The organism is Williamsia herbipolensis (assembly GCF_036153515.1).
Lineage (GTDB): Bacteria > Actinomycetota > Actinomycetes > Mycobacteriales > Mycobacteriaceae > Williamsia_A > Williamsia_A herbipolensis.
On the sequence record NZ_CP108021.1, the window covers coordinates 3,288,791 to 3,305,307 of the forward strand.

Annotated in this window: 16 protein-coding genes and 1 pseudogene; 10 read left to right on the forward strand and 7 right to left on the reverse strand. The window is 67.2% G+C overall.

All coding sequences use genetic code 11. The features are described 5' to 3' along the window. The first annotated feature begins 211 nt into the window (after positions 1-211). Both OG579_RS15105 and OG579_RS15110 read left to right on the forward strand, forming a co-directional pair. Positions 212-1,693, forward strand: a complete 1,482-nt coding sequence (locus OG579_RS15105; RefSeq protein ID WP_328856611.1) for an APC family permease — start codon at positions 212-214, stop codon at positions 1,691-1,693. Beyond that, complete coding sequence (locus OG579_RS15110; RefSeq protein WP_328856612.1) at positions 1,690-2,367, forward strand: helix-turn-helix domain-containing protein; 678 nt, start codon at positions 1,690-1,692, stop codon at positions 2,365-2,367. Before OG579_RS15105 ends, OG579_RS15110 begins: the two co-directional genes overlap by 4 nt. A 110-nt stretch (positions 2,368-2,477) precedes the next feature. Here OG579_RS15110 and OG579_RS15115 read toward each other — a convergent pair whose 3' ends face one another. Continuing rightward, the gene (locus OG579_RS15115; RefSeq protein ID WP_328856613.1) at positions 2,478-3,362 is read right to left on the reverse strand and encodes a helix-turn-helix transcriptional regulator; all 885 of its coding nucleotides are present in this window, start codon (positions 3,360-3,362) and stop codon (positions 2,478-2,480) included. A gap of 210 nt (positions 3,363-3,572) precedes the next feature. Here OG579_RS15115 and OG579_RS15120 point away from each other — a divergent pair, with 210 nt between their 5' ends. From OG579_RS15120 to OG579_RS15135, 4 genes are read left to right on the forward strand one after another with little or no spacing between them, the layout of a single operon-like run. Then, positions 3,573-4,610, forward strand: a complete 1,038-nt coding sequence (locus OG579_RS15120) for a zinc-binding dehydrogenase (protein WP_328856614.1) — start codon at positions 3,573-3,575, stop codon at positions 4,608-4,610. Next, complete coding sequence (locus OG579_RS15125; RefSeq protein ID WP_328856615.1) at positions 4,607-5,371, forward strand: glucose 1-dehydrogenase; 765 nt, start codon at positions 4,607-4,609, stop codon at positions 5,369-5,371. The genes OG579_RS15120 and OG579_RS15125 overlap by 4 nt, the downstream gene beginning before the upstream one ends. Continuing rightward, positions 5,368-5,880 carry a cyclophilin-like fold protein gene (locus tag OG579_RS15130; protein WP_328856616.1) on the forward strand — a complete coding sequence of 171 codons (513 nt, stop codon included), beginning with the start codon at positions 5,368-5,370 and terminating at the stop codon, positions 5,878-5,880. The genes OG579_RS15125 and OG579_RS15130 overlap by 4 nt, the downstream gene beginning before the upstream one ends. A 22-nt stretch (positions 5,881-5,902) precedes the next feature. Continuing rightward, on the forward strand, positions 5,903-6,322 hold the full coding sequence (locus tag OG579_RS15135; RefSeq protein ID WP_328856617.1) for a (R)-mandelonitrile lyase: 420 nt from the start codon (positions 5,903-5,905) through the stop codon (positions 6,320-6,322). A gap of 197 nt (positions 6,323-6,519) precedes the next feature. Here the strand turns inward: OG579_RS15135 and OG579_RS15140 are convergent, their stop codons facing one another. Beyond that, positions 6,520-8,004, reverse strand: coding sequence for an MFS transporter (locus OG579_RS15140; protein WP_328856618.1), 1,485 nt, complete (start codon positions 8,002-8,004; stop codon positions 6,520-6,522). Then, entirely contained in the window at positions 8,001-8,636 is a 636-nt protein-coding gene (locus OG579_RS15145) for a TetR/AcrR family transcriptional regulator (RefSeq protein WP_328856619.1), read from the reverse strand. Before OG579_RS15145 ends, OG579_RS15140 begins: the two co-directional genes overlap by 4 nt. A gap of 441 nt (positions 8,637-9,077) precedes the next feature. Between OG579_RS15145 and OG579_RS21985 the strand changes: the two are divergent. Then, positions 9,078-9,224 (forward strand): annotated as a pseudogene (locus tag OG579_RS21985) (hypothetical protein); the annotation flags it as partial. Positions 9,225-9,263: 39 nt separating this feature from the next. Further along, on the forward strand, positions 9,264-9,467 hold the full coding sequence (locus tag OG579_RS15150) for an ACT domain-containing protein (protein ID WP_328856620.1): 204 nt from the start codon (positions 9,264-9,266) through the stop codon (positions 9,465-9,467). A 283-nt stretch (positions 9,468-9,750) separates the two neighbouring features. On the opposite strand, the gene OG579_RS15155 is transcribed toward OG579_RS15150, so the two are convergent. From OG579_RS15155 to OG579_RS15165, 3 genes are all read right to left on the reverse strand, one after another. Continuing rightward, on the reverse strand, positions 9,751-9,960 hold the full coding sequence (locus tag OG579_RS15155) for a hypothetical protein (RefSeq protein WP_328856621.1): 210 nt from the start codon (positions 9,958-9,960) through the stop codon (positions 9,751-9,753). 207 nt (positions 9,961-10,167) lie between these two features. Beyond that, positions 10,168-11,001 carry an oxidoreductase gene (locus OG579_RS15160; protein WP_328856622.1) on the reverse strand — a complete coding sequence of 278 codons (834 nt, stop codon included), beginning with the start codon at positions 10,999-11,001 and terminating at the stop codon, positions 10,168-10,170. A 124-nt stretch (positions 11,002-11,125) separates the two neighbouring features. After that, complete coding sequence (locus OG579_RS15165) at positions 11,126-11,788, reverse strand: SDR family oxidoreductase (RefSeq protein WP_328856623.1); 663 nt, start codon at positions 11,786-11,788, stop codon at positions 11,126-11,128. A gap of 367 nt (positions 11,789-12,155) precedes the next feature. Between OG579_RS15165 and OG579_RS15170 the strand changes: the two genes are divergently transcribed. After that, positions 12,156-12,851 carry a ParA family protein gene (locus OG579_RS15170; RefSeq protein WP_328856624.1) on the forward strand — a complete coding sequence of 232 codons (696 nt, stop codon included), beginning with the start codon at positions 12,156-12,158 and terminating at the stop codon, positions 12,849-12,851. Beyond that, positions 12,851-13,726, forward strand: coding sequence for a ParB/RepB/Spo0J family partition protein (locus OG579_RS15175; RefSeq protein WP_328856625.1), 876 nt, complete (start codon positions 12,851-12,853; stop codon positions 13,724-13,726). The genes OG579_RS15170 and OG579_RS15175 overlap by 1 nt, the downstream gene beginning before the upstream one ends. 636 nt (positions 13,727-14,362) lie before the next feature. Here the strand turns inward: OG579_RS15175 and OG579_RS15180 are convergent. Beyond that, positions 14,363-16,078 carry a hypothetical protein gene (locus OG579_RS15180; RefSeq protein WP_328856626.1) on the reverse strand — a complete coding sequence of 572 codons (1,716 nt, stop codon included), beginning with the start codon at positions 16,076-16,078 and terminating at the stop codon, positions 14,363-14,365. Positions 16,079-16,517 lie beyond the last annotated feature (439 nt).

The following is a 16,517-nucleotide window of genomic DNA, read 5'->3' on the forward strand; positions in this document are numbered from 1 at the left end:
GCTCAACTTTCGACAAGGACGCGTGATCGCTGATGGGACGGCGACCGGTGTGCACTCAGCCTCGGGGTGAACTGGGGCCAGGCGATTGCGCGGGAGTAACACCATCGATTTCCCTCTGGGACACCGATCCCGGTGCCGTCCCAGTGGGTGACATGCCTGGCTCATCGCCGGGTAACACCCGCGAAACACTGCATCCCTAGCGTCCCGAGCCATGTCGGGCAGTCGCACGGCCCGCCGCGCGGGCGCCGCACCATACGGCGCTCGCACGCCGCTGGCAGGCCTGGATCGTCGGTCACTCGGTCAAGCCGAGGTGGCCGCACAATCGGTGTCGTTGATGGCGCCATGCGCCGCGGGTGCATCCGTGCCGCTGCTGATCGCGCAATCGGGTGCAGCGGTGGTGGGCAGCCTGCTCGTGGCGGTGTTCCTCGCCGGGCTGGTCGCGCGGGTGTTGACCGAGTTCTCCTCGCGGATGGCCGCACCCGGTGCGCTGTACACCTACGCAGCCAAAGGTCTGGGCCCGGCAGCGGGGTTCTTCACCGCTGCCGCAATGATTCTCGGATACGGGGCGCTGGCCATGTTCACGCTCACCGAATCGGCCGTGTACGCGCTACGTGCGGCGGGTGTCGACCGGCCGCCGACGGCGGTTTTCGTCGTGACCCTGCTGGGTTTCGGGGCCGCCAGCTCGGTGGTGCTGCTGCGAGGGATCCGCCTCTCGGCACGGGTGAGCCTGGTCGTCGAAGCAGTCGCCGTGGCCATCCTGCTGATCGTCGCCCTGGTCGTCGCCGTCTCCGTGCGGGGACAGGTCGATCTGTCCGACGTCGTCGTCGCACCGAGCGGGGTGACGAACTTCGCTGCCGGTGTCGCTCTGGCGACGTGTGCACTCATCGGATTCGAGAGCGCGGCATCGTTGTCGGTCGAAGCGCGCCATCCTCTTCGATCGGTGCCGGCGGCGATCCGCGGGTCCCTGGTGATCGGCGCGGTGGTGGTGTTGATCGCCACTGCTGCCCAGGCCGCCGGCCGCAGCGCGGTGCATCCCATCCCGACCGGGTCGAACGCCAACCTCGACCGCCTGGTGCAGGGCATCGGTGCCGGCTGGCTGGCACCCGTCGTCGACCTCGGCGTCGTGGCGTCGTTCCTGGCCTGCACCCTGGCGTGCGTCACCGCCCTCGCCCGACTGCTGCTCTCCCTGTCGCGGGAAGGGGTCATCTCGTCGCGTGTCGGACAAACGCACCTGCAGCGAAAAACCCCCACGATCGCGATCGCCGCCTCGATGACGGTGATCGTCACGGCACCGGTGGCCATGGCCCTGACCCGCGTATATCTGGGTTCGATAATCGGAGCACTCGCGACCGCACCGGTGATCGGCTTCATCGCGTCCTACGTCTCGGTCAGTGTTGCCGCACCCGTTTTCCTTCGACGCATGGGCGAATCACAAGCGATCGTCACCGCGATCTCCACGATGGCCGCAGTCGCGTTCGGTGGAATCGGTGTGACGTTCATCGTGGTCATCCTCGACACCGACTGGGCCCTCGGTGCCCTCGGCGCGCTCGGGTGGTTCGCTGCGGCGGCCATCGCCTACGTCGTCTACCGGGTACGGCGCCCCGCCGCACTGGCCGGCATCGGTATTCATGAGACACCAACTCGCAGCGACCTGTGGAGCGGGCACAGGCCACGCTCAGCACCTTCCCGATGAGCTCCACTTTCGGATCCGACGGCGGGTCGCGGTCGATCATCAACGCTCTCGAACTGCTCGAAGAGGTCGCCGCAACCGGGCCCGGCGTCACAGCCAGCGACCTCGCCCACAGCCTCGGCCTGTCGCGCTCCACCACCTACCGGCTCGTCAACCTGCTCACCGCCGAGGAATACCTCGTCCGCACACCCGACCTCGGAGGGTTCGCACTCGGACACAAAATAGACCGACTCATCGGAGTAGCGGCAGGCAGCACCGCGCCCGAACAGGTCCGGGCCGTGCTCGACGAAACGCGCGCGGGACTGCGATTCGGGCTGCACCTCTTCGGATACCTCAGACCCGGAACACCGCGCGCACGTATCACACTCCTCGACATCGACCCCGACTACCCGCTCTCGGACCCCGCACGAATACTGCACAGCCACAATGAATCCGCGGTCGGCCGACTCCTCCTCGCCTACGAGACGAACCCATCGACACCGGCGACCCACGCCGCGCAGATCGGGGCATTCCAGCCCAACTTCGGTTGCCTCGCACTGCCACTCACCGCGTCCAACGGCGCGCTGCGAGCCGCCCTCGCCGTCTCCGCACCCGAACACCGCATCGCCAACGCAGAAGCACTCCTCGACGTACTGCGCCCGACATGCGACACCATCAGCCATCTCATGGACACCTGACTGTGATGAGAAGCCGACGGCACTGATCCTCAGCGGGGTACGTCCGCCAGTCGTGTTGCAGCGCGAAATCAGTTCGCGGGCAATAGATACTGCGAACCGATAGCAATGGATTATGTCCGATTAGTGGAGTCTTGACTGGTTCGCGAGTTGTTGTCCGCGAGCCAGCTGCCCAGTAGGCGCATCGCTTCCTCGGCGGGCGAGTTGGGGGCTGGGGTGTACACGGTCAGGGTGAGGCCGGTGTCTCCGGGAAGTGGCATCGCCTCGAAGCCCAGCTCGATGTCGCCGACGATGTGATGGCGGAACGTCTTCGTTCCTGACACGTGGCGTCGGACGTGGTGGGCGGCCCATCTGCCGCGGAACTCCTCGGACCGCATGGACAGCTCACCGATCACCTGGGCGAGGCGGCGGTCGTGTGGGTGGCGGCCGGATTCGGTTCGCAGGATGGCGACGTTTGTGTCGGCGGCGCGCTGCCAGTTCGGGTAGATGATCTGCGATCGCGGGTCGAGAAAGATGAAGCGCGAGTGATTGATCGGTCGCTCCGCGGAGTCGTACATCGCCGAGTACAACCCGCGGGCGAGGTGGTTGGTGGCGAGCATGTCCTGCGAAGCGTTGCAGACGAACGCCGCCGCGCCGGTCATGGCGTCGAGCATCGACTGCAACGCGGGGCGAATCGACGTCGACTTCTGTTGTGGTGGTCGGCGGGTGCGGGCAGACGGTGTCGCTGCGTGCGCGAGGTCGAGGAGATGGTCGTGCTCGGCGTCGTCGAGTTCGAGGGTGCGGGCGAGGGCGGCGAGCACTGCGTCGGACACGCCGGCGAGGTCGCCGCGTTCGATGCGCGAGTAGTACTCGACACTCAGGCCGGCCAGAGTCGCGACCTCGCTGCGCCGTAGCCCCGGCACGCGGCGGTTGGAGCCGGCGGGTAGTCCGACCTGCTCTGGACGGATGCGTCCGCGTCGGGTGGTGAGAAAGTCCTTGATCTCGCCTCGGTTGTCCACGAATTCGACCCTACGACGAGTCCGACCATCGATGGGGTGCCCTGCGAGTACACCCATCAGCAGGGACTTCTCGGCCGGGGCCGGACGGCGTTGGGTTGATGCCATGAGACAACCGCAGCCCCCCGGAAGCCAGACGGGGTCGCGTCCATCCCGGATGCGGCAGCGGTGTCGTGGAGCAGTACAGAGTCACCGATCGAGAGAAGGACAACAGTGAAAGCAACCCTGATGTACGCCGCCGGAGACGTCCGGATCGAGGACGTTCCCGACTCGGTGATCACGGAGCCGACCGATGCGGTGGTTCGGATCACCGCATCGTGCATCTGTGGCAGCGATCTGCACCCATACGGGTCGATGAGGTCAGATCAGGTGCCGGCGCACATGGGTCACGAGTTCATCGGGATCGTCGAGGACATCGGTTCCGCTGTCACCTCCGTGAGCAAAGGTGACCTGGTGGTCGCGCCGTTCGCGTTCTCTGACGGGACGTGCCAGTTCTGCCGTGCCGGTCTGCAGACCTCGTGCGAGCACGGCGGCTTCTGGGACGGACTACCCGGTGAGGGCGGTCAGGCCGAGGCCATTCGCGTGCCACTGGCCGACGGAACGCTGTTCCCGTTACCCGTCGCGGCGGATTCGGAGTTGATCCCTTCGCTGCTGACGATCTCTGACGTGTTCGGCACCGGATACCACGCAGCGGTTCGCGGGGGAGTGCACGAGGGGTCGACGGTCACCGTGATCGGCGACGGCGCCGTGGGATTGCTGGCTGTCTTGTCGGCCAAGCGCCTCGGCGCCGAGCAGATCATCCTGATGGGCCGCCACCAGGCGCGTACCGATCTCGGTCGGGAGTTCGGTGCGACTGACGTGGTGTCGGCGCGCGGCGAGGAGGGGATCGAGGCCGTCCGTGACCTCACGGGCGGGTTCGGCACGCACGTGGTCCTCGAGGCGGTCGGCCACATGCCCGCCTACGAGCAGGCGTTCGGTGTCGTGCGCGCCGGTGGGACCATCAGCCGGGTCGGTGTCCCGCAGTACGAGGACGCCCCCGTCGGCTTCGCCAGCATCTTCGGCGGCAACATCACCCTGACCGGCGGTCCAGCGCCGAGCCGCGCCTACATGGAGGAGTTGTTGCCCCCGATCCTCGACGGGTCGATCGAACCGGGCAAGGTCTTCGACGCCACCACCGACCTCGACGGTGTCCCAGACGGCTACCGGGACATGGCCGATCGGACCTCGCTGAAAGTGATGGTGACCCCGTGATCACGCTGGACTACACCGGACAGGTGGCCCTGGTCACCGGGGCTGCGAAGGGCGTGGGTTTCGCCACGGCCGCCGCGTTTGCCACCCAGGGGGCTGTGGTGGTGTTGGCCGACCGTGATGCCAACGCTCTCAGCGATTCGGTCGACCGGCTCCGCGCCGACGGGCGCCGGGTGCTCGGCGTGACGTGCGACGTGGCGGACGAGGTGTCCGTTGCCTCGCTCGTACGCAGCACGGTCGACGAGTTCGGCCGTCTCGACGCCGCATTCAACAACGCGGGCATCCAGGTCCCGCGGATCGATGCCGCCGACGAACCCGCCGAGAGCTTCGACCGCGTCGCGTCGGTGAATCTTCGTGGCGTCTGGGCCTGCATGAAGCACGAGTTGGGGCAGATGCGAGCGCAGGGGAGCGGCGCGATTGTCAACTGCTCCTCACTCGGCGGACTGGTCGGCAATCCCGGACTGGCGTCCTACCATGCGACCAAACACGGTGTCATCGGTCTGACATCCAGTGCTGCTCTGGATTACGCCGCACGTGGGGTGCGGATCAACGCGGTGTGCCCCGGCACCATTGACACCCCGATGGTCGCCGACATGCTCGCGACGGGGGCATTGGAGAAGAATGCGATGACAGCCGCCATCCCGATGGGAAGGCTCGGCCGCCCCGACGAGATCGCCGCTGCCGTTCTCTGGTTGTGCAGCCCCGCAGCGAGTTACATCACCGGCGTCGCATTGCCGGTCGACGGCGGGTATGTGGCGCAATGACGTTCGCGACGATGCTCGGCCGGTGGGGTGGCTTATGGGCGGTCGGCGTGGTGCTGGCCGCGTGCTCGACATCGAATGGCCCGGCGGGGTCCGACGCGGCGTCTGCGTCCCCTGACCCGTCACCGGTGACCGGTTCGGCGACACCATCGACCGGCACCGCCGAGCGACTCGTCATCGACGCCGGCGGTGTGCGACTGACCGCCGTACTGCGCGATACCGCCGTGGCGCGTGACGTGGTGTCCCAACTCCCCGTGACCATCGAGATGAGCGATCACGGTGGAGTGGAGAAGACCGGCCGTCTCCCCCGTGCGCTGTCGACGACCGCCGAGCCGTCCGGGGCCGACCCTGATGTCGGTGACCTCGGCTACTACGCCCCGGGGAACGATCTGGTTCTCTACTACGGCGATCAGTCCTACTACGACGGGATCGTGATCCTCGGGCGCCTCGACGGTGACCTGTCGGCACTCGCCCGCACACCGGGCACCATCACCGTCACCGTGTCACGGTGACTCGACAAGAGAGACAACAACTATGAAGATCACCCGCAGCAGCACCGGCGACGACGCCGTCGCCACAGCGAAAGGTCCGTCCGACTGGTTCACCGGCGACGTGTACATCGATGCCGCCGCCGCGTCACCACCGCCGTCGCGAGTGTCGGCGAGCCTGGTGCATTTCATGCCGAACGCCCGGACACACTGGCATCGGCATGCTCTGTCGCAAACCGTGTTCGTCACCGAGGGAGTCGGACTCTGTCAGCGTCGTGGAGGACCGATCGAGGTCATCCGGCCGGGTGACCGCGTGCTGTTCGAGGCCAACGAGATCCACTGGCACGGCGCCTCTGGCGACCGGCTGATGGTGCACCTGGCGATCAACGAGTCCGACGACGACAACGACGCTGTCGAGTGGCTCGATCCCGTCACCGACGAGGAGTACAACGCCGATCGAGCTTAGGTCTGCACGCGGTCCCCGAGCCCATGAGAGGGATACCGCGCGAGGTGTTCACCATGTGTGAAGTTCTCCATCGGGATCGACACCTGGCTACGGTCTTCGCCGCCGATGGGTACCCACTGAACAGTCACCGCTACAACCATCAAACAGGCTTCCTACCTGCGCTCGGTACAGCAAAAATCTCGACGCAAAATGGAGGGTCAGTGGACCGGAGAATCGGTTTGGGCGGTGTGGGTGCCCGGGGCCGCAGTTGTTGCGGCCTTTTTCACGCGGATGAGTGTGAGCGATGCGACGAGGGCCAGGGCTGTCACCACGATCGCGGCCTGGAAGGCGTGTTGCTGTCCGGCGACGAAGATGTCGGCTTGCCCAGCCGCTGTGCGGGCGGCGGGCCCGAGTTCGGCACCGCGCGAAGAGGCCGCGTGGGCGAAGACGGTCCCGAAGACGGCGAGCCCGACAGCACCACCGACCTGCTGGCCGGTGTTGAGCAGGGCCGAGGCCAGACCCGTTTCGTGCGGGGCGACGCCGTTGACGGCGGTCATGGTCAGCGGCACGAAGCTGCATCCCATGCCCAGGCCGAGCAGCAGTAGGCAGCCGAGGAATGGCCAGTAGCTGCTGTTGACGGTGAGTTGGGTGAACGAGACCATCGCGGCGAGGGCGAGAATCGGGCCGACAGTCAGGAACGGACGGACGCCGATGCGAGGGATGAGGCGCCGGACCACCACGATCGACATGAACATGATCGTCGTCGGCATGGGCAGGAACCCGATTCCGGTTTCGAATGGAGTCCACCCATGCACGTTCTGCAGGTATTGGGCCATGAAGTAGAACGTTGTGAACAGCGCCGAGGCGAGGAACAGCATGATCAGGTACGAACCCGTGCGGTTGCGGTCGGCGAAGATGTGGAACGGCATCAGAGGGTGACTCGTACGGTGCTCGACGAGGACGAAGGCCGCCAGCAGTGCCGCGGCGACGGCAAGGGTGACGACGGTGGTCGTCGACCCCCAGCCGTCGCTGGCGGCCGTGGTCAGACCGTAGACGAGTATTGACATCCCGGCCGTGACCGAGATCGCCCCGGGCAGATCGAGTTTCGTCCCTGATCCCTGCGATTCGGCGAGTACTCGTGGTGCCAGGACGAGTACGAGGATGCCGATCGGTGCGTTGATGAACAGTGCCCACCGCCAGCTGGCGTAGTCGGTCAGAACCCCGCCGAGCAGCAGACCGAGAGCGCCGCCGGATGCGGCCATGGCCGCGAACACCCCGAACGCGCGTGCGCGGGCCTTCGGTTCGGTGAACGTGGTGGCGAGCAGTGCGAGCGCGGTGGGTGCTGCGATTGCGCCGCCGGCGCCCTGGGCCGCGCGGGCGATGATCAGCATGGCCTCGCTGGTGGCGAATCCGCCCAGGAGTGATGCGCCCGCGAAGAGCGCGACGCCGACCATGAACATCTTCCGGCGCCCGTAGAGGTCGCCGACACGGCCGCCGAAGAGGAGTAGTCCGCCGAAGGCAAGTGAGTAGGCGGTGACGACCCAGGTCAGGTTGGCCGCCGAGAAGTTCAGGTCGGATCGGATGCTCGGCAGCGCGACGTTCACCACGGTGGCGTCGAGTACCACCATCAGTTGCGCGACGCAGATGACCGCCAGGGCGATCCCGCCGTTTCGGCTCGGGGAGGTGTGTGTCGGCTCGGTCATCTGGTGTCTTTCGAGTGGAGGGGCAAAGGGCGTGCGGGAAGCCCGAGCACCGGTCGCAGGACAGTGCTGACGATCTGTTCGGCGTAGGCGCGGCCGGCGGGCCGACCGGTCGTGAGTGCCCGATGCAGCATCAGCGACGGGAGCAGGCTCGCCGCCATGGCCACGTCGATGTGCGGGGCGAGTTCACCACGGCACCTGGCCCGTTCGAGGATCTCGGTCAGGCGCGCGATGCGGGGCTCGGTGAACCGGATCCGGAATGCCTCGAGCAGGTCGGGCTCCCGGGACAGAGCGGAGCAGACACTGGTCATCACCTGAAACAGCCGTTGCGATTGCCGGCTGCACGATACCGCGGCCATCTGCTCGATGTCCTCGTCGAGGCTTCCGGTGTCGATGGTGCCGCCGACGGGCTTGAGCGTCGCCATCGCGTCGATGACGAGTTCGGCCTTGGTGTTCCATCGGCGATAGATGGTGGCCTTACCGACGCCTGCCTCGGCGGCGACGCCCTCCATCGTCAGGTTGTCGTAGCCGCTACGGACGAGGACGCTGATCGTCGCGTGGATGATCGCCTCGTCGCGGCTCGGATCCCGAGGGCGGCCGCGCGGCGGTTCCGTTGAGGCGGAGGCGGTGGTCATTGAGGGAATCTAGCATAAATACGATACGGTCTCGTATCGTAGAAACCGAGCGTGGCCGCGCTGCATCTTGGCCGATGTCGGTTTCGCGTCCCGTCGGCGCCTAGGTGCCAATCAGCGCGCCGGAGTCCACTTGAGCATCCAGGACTCGTCGCGGCCGGGTGGCGCTGGACTGACACGCCCGGAAGAATGGCGGCGTAACCGGACGACCGATTGTGTTGTCAAGCAGGCGATCCGGAGCCCATAACGTCGATTATGAAATATTGCCTGCTCGCACGTCGGATTCGCCCGCGGCGGCGCCCAGTCCTACAGCTCGCGAGCGAGTACGGCCAACCCACGGCGCATCGCGCCTCTGGTCACAGAAGGGGCGTGTGTCATCCTGTTCTCGAGCGCGATATTCGTGGCCGTGACACCGGCCTTCCGCGCCGCCGGTGAGGATCTACCGTGACCGACACATTTCCTTCTGTCAGCTTGCGTCAACTCGACGAGCCCTACGTCGTCGCTCGACTCGAACCACGTGCGACTGTGGATGTCTCCCGCGCTCTTTCGGTCACTCGCACCACGAGGGAGTTGTCCGTCGTGTGTGTGGACTCCGAGGTTCCTGCCGGCGCCGTAACGGACGGTCCGTGGGTGGCGTTCTACACCGAGGGGACGATCGCGTTCGGGACCACCGGGGTCGTCACTGCTATGACGGCCCCGTTGGCGGACATCGGGTGCCCGGTCTTCGTCATCTCCACCTTCGACGGAGACCTCGTTCTCGTCCCGGCGAGCCGCCGGGACGATGCCGTGACTGCGTTGACCGATGCGGGACATCGGATCTCGACCACCAGCTGATCGAAGCCGACAGCGAACCGGTTGTCCTCGGAACCTTCGACGGCACCGCGGAGACGCCGTGCAGCGTCGTGGCTGACCCCCAGTGCATCGTGCTCATCGGCCCCGCCTTGCCGGTCGTGAACGATGACCGGGCAAGGACGGTGGGGGAGGGGTGTCAGTGCTGTTTGACGTGGTCTCGCCAGCTGTGGATCGGTGCCCATCCGAGGTCGGTGGGGGCGGCGTTGTTGGACAGCAGTGACCCGTAGGTGTCGAGGTCGCCGCGTCGCGGTGTGTTCGGGTACCGCTAAGCGATGATGTCGGCGGTCGGGATCAGCATGACGGTGTCGTCGGCGACTATCAGGTAGGTGTGGAAGCCGCGTGCGGTCTGGTGCAGTGCGCTTTCGACGGCGGTGCCGGCGTCACGGCCGTCGATGTAGGACCAGATGTCCCAGGCTCTGCGGTCGAGGTCGTCGGCGAAGTGGGGGTAGTCGGCGTACTCGTCCTCGTTCTGCACGTAGGACAGCCGTAGTGAGGTGATGCGCAGCGCTGGGTCGTTGTCGGCGAACTGGGCGACGATCAGCTCGTCGACCTGCTTGGAGCAGACCGTAGGCGAGTGGGCGGGAGCGTGATCGGCCCCGCCTGGTTTGTGGTGAATCGGTTCGTGGGCAGCACCTCCCGGCGCCTGTGGCGGCGGTCCGGGAGGTGCTGGCGGGCGGTGGCGTCAGGTCCGGTCGGCGCTGCGGCTGAGCTGTTCGCGTGGTGCGATGTCGGCGCGGACGGTGTCGAGCTTGTCGAGGAGCCCGTCGTAGGCGAAGTTGCCGAGCGGCAGGCGCAGCGGCGGGTTGTCGTCGTGGGCGATGTCGACGATCGCCGACGCTGCTCGCGTCGGGTCGCCGGGTTCGTTGCCCACCTCGGAGCGGAACGCCCGCCGTTGGGCGCCGGCGGTGTCGTCGTAGTCGGCGATCACGCGCTCCGGTGTGACCTCGGCGGCGGAGCTGCCGGCCCAGTCGGTGGCGAAGCCGCTGGGTTCGATGAGCACCACTCGGATGCCCAGGGGTACGACTTCCTGCTGCAGTGCCTCCGAGAGGCCTTCGACCGCGAACTTCGAGGCGTTGTACCACCCGACGGCGGGGAACGACCGTACGCCGCCGACGGAGGAGACGTTGAGGACGGTGCCGGAGCGGTGGGCGCGCATGCTCGGGAGCAGCGCGTTGGTGACTGCGGCGAGTCCGAAGACGTTGATCTCCATCATGCGCCGGACCTCGGCGTCGTCGCTCTCCTCGACGGCAGCGAAGTAGCCGATGCCGGCGTTGTTGAACAGGACGTCGATACGCCCGAAGTGCTCGAGGGCGCGGGAGGTCGCGGCGGTGACCTGTTCGGGGTCGGTGACGTCGAGCACCAGGGGGAGGACGCGATCGCCGCCGACCTCGACGAGGTCGGTGAGGGCGTCGAGGGTGCGGGCGGTCGCGGCGACACTGTCGCCGCGTCGGAGCGCTTCGAGGGCGACTTCGCGTCCGAAGCCGCGGGATGCGCCGGTGATCAGCCAGATGGCCATGGCGGGTGGTCCTTTCGATAGGTGTTGTCCGGAATTCAGGAGGTCGGGCCGGGGTTCCGACCCGGGTCGGTGGTGTGGGTGGTCGGTTGTGCGGGGTGGTCAGGTCGTCATCTGGGGAGGGTGGTCACCAGGTTTGCGCGGTGGGGTGGATGACGACGTCGTTGACGGTGACATCGGCTGGTTGCGCGAGGGCGTAGAGCACGGCGCCGGCGACCGTGTCGGCGCTGATGGCTTGTTCGTCGAGGTGTCGGGCGGTGCGGCGGCCCTGCTCGTTGCCGACCTTGTCGGCCCATCCGGTGTCGATGACTCCGGGGCTGATGGTGGAGATCTGGATGTTGTGGGCGGTGCCGACTTCCTGGCGGAGGCTGTCGGTGACGGCGCGGATGAAGAATTTGGTGGCGCTGTAGACGCCGCTGGAGGCGCCGACGCGGATGCCGGCGACCGAGCTCATGTTCAAGATGTGCCCGGCGTTGCGGTCGAGCATGTGCGGGAGTACGGCGCTGATGGCGTGGAGGTATCCGCGGATGGTGTTTGTGATCATCAGGTTCCAGTCGTCAACGGCCCGATCCTCCCAGTCGGAGAACAGCATCAGCCCGGCGTTGTTGATCAGGTGGTCGATCCGCCCGTGCTCGTCGATGGCCGAGTCGATGAGCTGTTGGACCTGGTCGGGGTCGGTGACGTCGGTGACGTGGGCTGTGGCGGCGCCGCCGTCGGTGCGGATCTCCGCGACGAGGTCGTCGAGTGTGCCGACCGGGTTTCCCTGGTCAGGGCCTCTTCTGTGTCTCAACCAACACGTCGGGGTGGCGGGATTCGAACCCACGACCTCTTCGTCCCGAACGAGCGCACCTGGGCGTTTGATGATGTTGGTGCCGTTGAGGATTCACTGTTTCCGCTGGTGAGTGGCGTTGTGGGTGTTTGTTAGTGAGGGCCCGTTTCGGTGCTGCTGCGGACTGTCTGCGGACTGGCGGGGTTTTCCCAGATCGTGCTTGCTGGCCGGTCGAACGTGCTCTCAAGCAACCGTATTCGATTGATGACTTGTCGTGCATCCTGTCCGCTCGCGGCCCGCCGGAGGGCGGTGTTTACCGCGGTAAATACCGACGCCGTGCGGCGTCGGATGACAGGTAGTTCACGGACGGATCAGTGAGGTGGAGAGCATGGGTGTGCATGTGGTGATGAATCAGAAGGGCGGGGTGGGGAAGTCGACGTTGGCGATGAACCTCGCTGCGGTGAAAGCTGACGTTCTCGTCGCCCCGGCGGGGGAGCGAGGGGTGTCGCCGGTGTTGGCGGTGTCGATTGATCCGCAGGGCTCGGCGGTGTGGTGGGCCGATCGTGTCGCGGATCTGCCGTTCCGGATCGCCCAGGCCCACGACGATGTCGGGATGCTCGGGAGGCTTCGGCATCTGCCGGGTGTTGATCACGTCATCGTCGACACCCCCGGGTGGATCGGCGACACCCCGGGCGCGACGGACAACGGCGGCACCGGCTACGCCTTGGACGCGGTGTTGGGGTCGGCGGATCTGGTGATCGTGCCGATCGTTCCCGAGCCGTTGGCGTTCGACCCCACTGCCCGCACGATCACAAAGGTGATCGAACCGTTGGGCATCCCGTACGTGGTGGTGGTCAACGACTGGGACCCGAGGGATGGACGCTCTGATCTCGAACAAACCCAAGCGTTTGTCCGTTCGCGTGGGTGGCCGCTAACGCGCACCGTGGTCCGCCACTACAAGGTCCACTCCCGCGCCGCTGCCGAAGGTCGGGTCGTCACCGAATACGGCTCCAGCCGGGTCGCACTGCAGGCTCGTGAAGACGTCCAGCGGCTGTGCCTCGAACTCGAAGTGGGGGCCTACTGATGGCCGGCCGCGGTGGACGCGTCGATCTCGCAGACCTTGCGGGTTCGGTCGGCGACACTTCGACCGTTGACGCACCGACGAATTCGGACGGGGTATTTCGGGCGAACGTGCCCCTCGGTCAGCTGGTCGCGAACCCCCGTAACCCGCGTGCCGAGGTCGGCAACCTGGAGGACCTCGCCACGATCGTCGACCGGCAGCTGCAACCCGGGACTGTCGTTAGTCGGGCGGCCTGGTTGGCGCTGTGGCCTGACGCGTCGCAGTTGGGTGCTGCGCGGTGGGTGGTGGTCAACGGCTGCCGGCGCCTCGCTGCCTGCCACCACTACCGACGGGCCGGCATGGACGTCGTCATCCGCGACTCCATCGCTGGCTCGAAAGACACTGTGCTGTGGGCGGCGATCGTGGAGAACATCGACCGCCAAGACTTCGACGTTCTCGAGGAAGCGAACGCCGTCGAACTCCTTGTCACCGAAACCGGCAGCGCCACCGCCGCAGCCCAGCGTCTTGGTCGCAGCCCAGGTTGGATCTCCCAACGCCGAGCGCTGCTCAAGCTCGCGCCCGGGCTGCAGCAGGCATTGCGAAAAGGCGAACTCGCCGTACGCCTCGCCCGCTCACTTGCTCAGGTGCCGCTGGCGCAGCAGGTCGACGCGTGGCGTAAGGCGCAAGACCGTCGAGGAGTGGACCGAGAAGTCCCTGGGGCCGCTGACGTCGCGACGGAGCCGGTGACACCGGCGACGGTCATGTCCCGGGCATTTCGCAAAGTGAAGGCCCAACCAACGGATTTAGTGGTTGCCGTCTGTGAGAATTACGACGAGACCCAGATCAACGAGCTGATCGTCCTGCTGTCCCGAAACCGGCGGCTGACGCCAAAGACGTAGCCAACCGGGTGAGCCCGCCCGGCCGGGGATGTCTATCGATCGAACGGCGCCTTGACCGAATGCGCGTCCGCGCTGAAGGTGGGAGAAAGGCGAATCGAAAGAAGTGGTTCTCCGACACCGGTCCGTGTGTTCAGCTGGGGGTCAACATCGCTAGTCAGACGAGTTTCCCTGCGGCGTTGTTTCGACAGCCGCGTCCTCGACGTCCCTAACCGGTGGTGTCGCCGTCGGGCCGTAGGCAACGCCAGCTCGGGTGTCGAAGACGACTGGTGAACTCGCGGAAGTGGCCTCGCCCAACAACTCTGGCCGGACCCATCGGGCGCCGGCGGTCGGGGGTGGGGGAGTGGTGTCGAGAAGGTGGTGGGGTACTTCCAGCTCGACGAGCTGGGCCAGCAGCTCGCCTCGCCCGGCCGCCGAGGACCCCGTGCCGCCAACCTCTCGGGTTACTACACTCAGCCGCCGAAAGGGCGCGGCCGCTGATGAGTCCGCCGGGTCGCGAGTGGAACCCCGCCGACCGCACTGCCGCTGAGCGGTCGCACATAGCGCCACCGCCGAGAGGACCCGGCGGTGGCGCTGTGTGTCGAGAGACTGCCTGCTTGCTGGGCGTGTAGCCGAGCGCTATCCGACGTTGTCGGTCGGTTACGGGCGAAAAATTATGACGCCGTCCTTGCCCGGCTGGCCATAGCGGCTGGGCCCGCCGAGTCCGGCAATTGAGCTCGTCCTTGGGGTGTAGTAGACATCGCCACCGTTGCCGCCGTTACCGGTCCCGAAAGCGTTGCTGCCGCCGTTGCCACCAAGCCCTCTTCCGTTGGGAGGGCTGAACCCATTACCGCCGTTGCCGCCGTTGCCATTCCCGGAAGCGATGCCGCCGTTGCCACCGATTGCCTCGTCCGGCTTTGGTTGGAAGTCGTACGGGCCGGGCTTGTCGATGATGGCGGTGCCACCGTTGCCGCCGTTACCGGATTGTCCTTGCTGCCCATTGTGTCCGGGGGTGCCGGTGCCGAGGGCGCCACCGGTGCCGGGAGCGCCGCCGGTGCCGCCGTCACCGCTGCGGCCGCCGCCGCCGCCGCTACCGGCCCGGACAGTGGTTATTGTTCCGGAGCCGGTAACGGATTCGCCTGTACCCCCGTTACCGCCGTCGCCTCCGCGACCACCGCTGCCTCCGTTGCCGTTCGCTCCCGAGGCGCCGGCCACGGTACCGGTGCCGCCTGCGCCGCCGCTGGCTCCGTTGCCTCCGTTTCCACCGCGACCACCGGCCTCACCGCCGACGGCACGCCCGCCAAGTAGTAGGCCCGGCTCCGGCGTTCTGGTGAAAATGTCGTCGTCCGGCACGTCAACGCCGTCGATTCCGTCAGTTCCGTTGAGGCCTGCGGCGCCGTTTCCTCCGCTCCCGCCCTGTCCTCCGGTGCCGCCGTTCCCGCGGTTGCCCGCGACGCCGGACGCGCCCTGTTGCCCGCCGGCACCGATTCCCGCGGCCCCACCGACACCGCCCGCACCACCGAGTCCGCCGTTGCCGCCGGCGTAACCCTGTTTTCCGTTTCCGCCGTCGCCGCCGACGGTGGCGGCGTCGATTCCGTTCACGCCTGCGGCGCCGTTGCCGCCAATGCCACCTGCGCCGCCGGCTCCGCCCTGGCCGCCGTCGCCGCTGGTGCCGGCGCGCCCGGCGCTGCCCAGGATGCCCGCGTTGCCGCCGAGTCCGGCGTTTCCGCCTGCGCCGCCGGCCGCGCCTGCACCACCGGCGGATCCGTCACTGCCCGCGGACGCGATGGCTGTTGCGCCGGCGGTGCCGGTCGTCCCGGTGCCGCCGGCACCGCCCGCGGCTCCGGTGCCGCCCGCGCCGCCGATACCGTCAATCGATCCGGCGTTACCGCCGCGGCCGCCGTTACCGCCCGCGCCGCCGGCGACACCGGTCGCGCCGTAGGCCCCGGCCGATCCGTTGCCGCCGGCGCCGCCGTTGCCGAACAGTCCGGCGTTGCCGCCGTTACCGCCGGATTGTCCGATTCCCGAGGCGTTGCCGCCCTTACCGCCGTCCCCGAAGAACAGGCCGCCGTTACCGCCGTTACCGCCGTTCGCGCCGCGGCCGCCGTTGCCGAACAGCAGACCGCCGTTGCCGCCGTTGCAGGCCTGGGCGACACAGTCCGCTGCAGCGTCGGTGCCGTCACCGATGAACACCCGGATCAACATCCCCAAGACATCAGTGCCGCCGCTTCCGGGCGTTCCGATGTCGGTGCTGCCGGTGGGGGCGAGCAGGGCGTAGGACGTCCCGCGGGCACCTGAGGTGACCGGAGTCCACTCGGAAACTGCGGGGAACGCGCTGAACGACGTTGCAACGAAGGGGGCAAATGCCTTCGACACCGAAACAATCGGTCCTGTGCCGCTGGAATCGGCCACGCTACTTGTCGGGATGAACGCCGACGGTGCGGTGCGCGCGATGGCAGGCGGTGCACTCAGCCCCTGCACAGAGTCCGGCAACGATAGGCCCGGATGTGAAGCCACGGCGCCGACGCTCCGGTGGCCGAGGAGCACGGCGACCGCGGTGTTCGACAGGGCCGACACACCACCGTCGTGGGTGGACGACTGGGGTGCGCTGCTACCGCCGAACCCACTCGCCGACGCCGCCGGCGCGACAACACCGGTGGTGAAGGCTGCCGCAGCCACCGCAACTACGCCGACACCAACAACAGACTTCGAACACGCGGACAAATCTCGTTTCGCCACTACAACGGTCCCCTCATTCACGCGACGGGCCGCTCACGCACCTACTACATCGCACAGGCGGGAACTCTAAACAGAG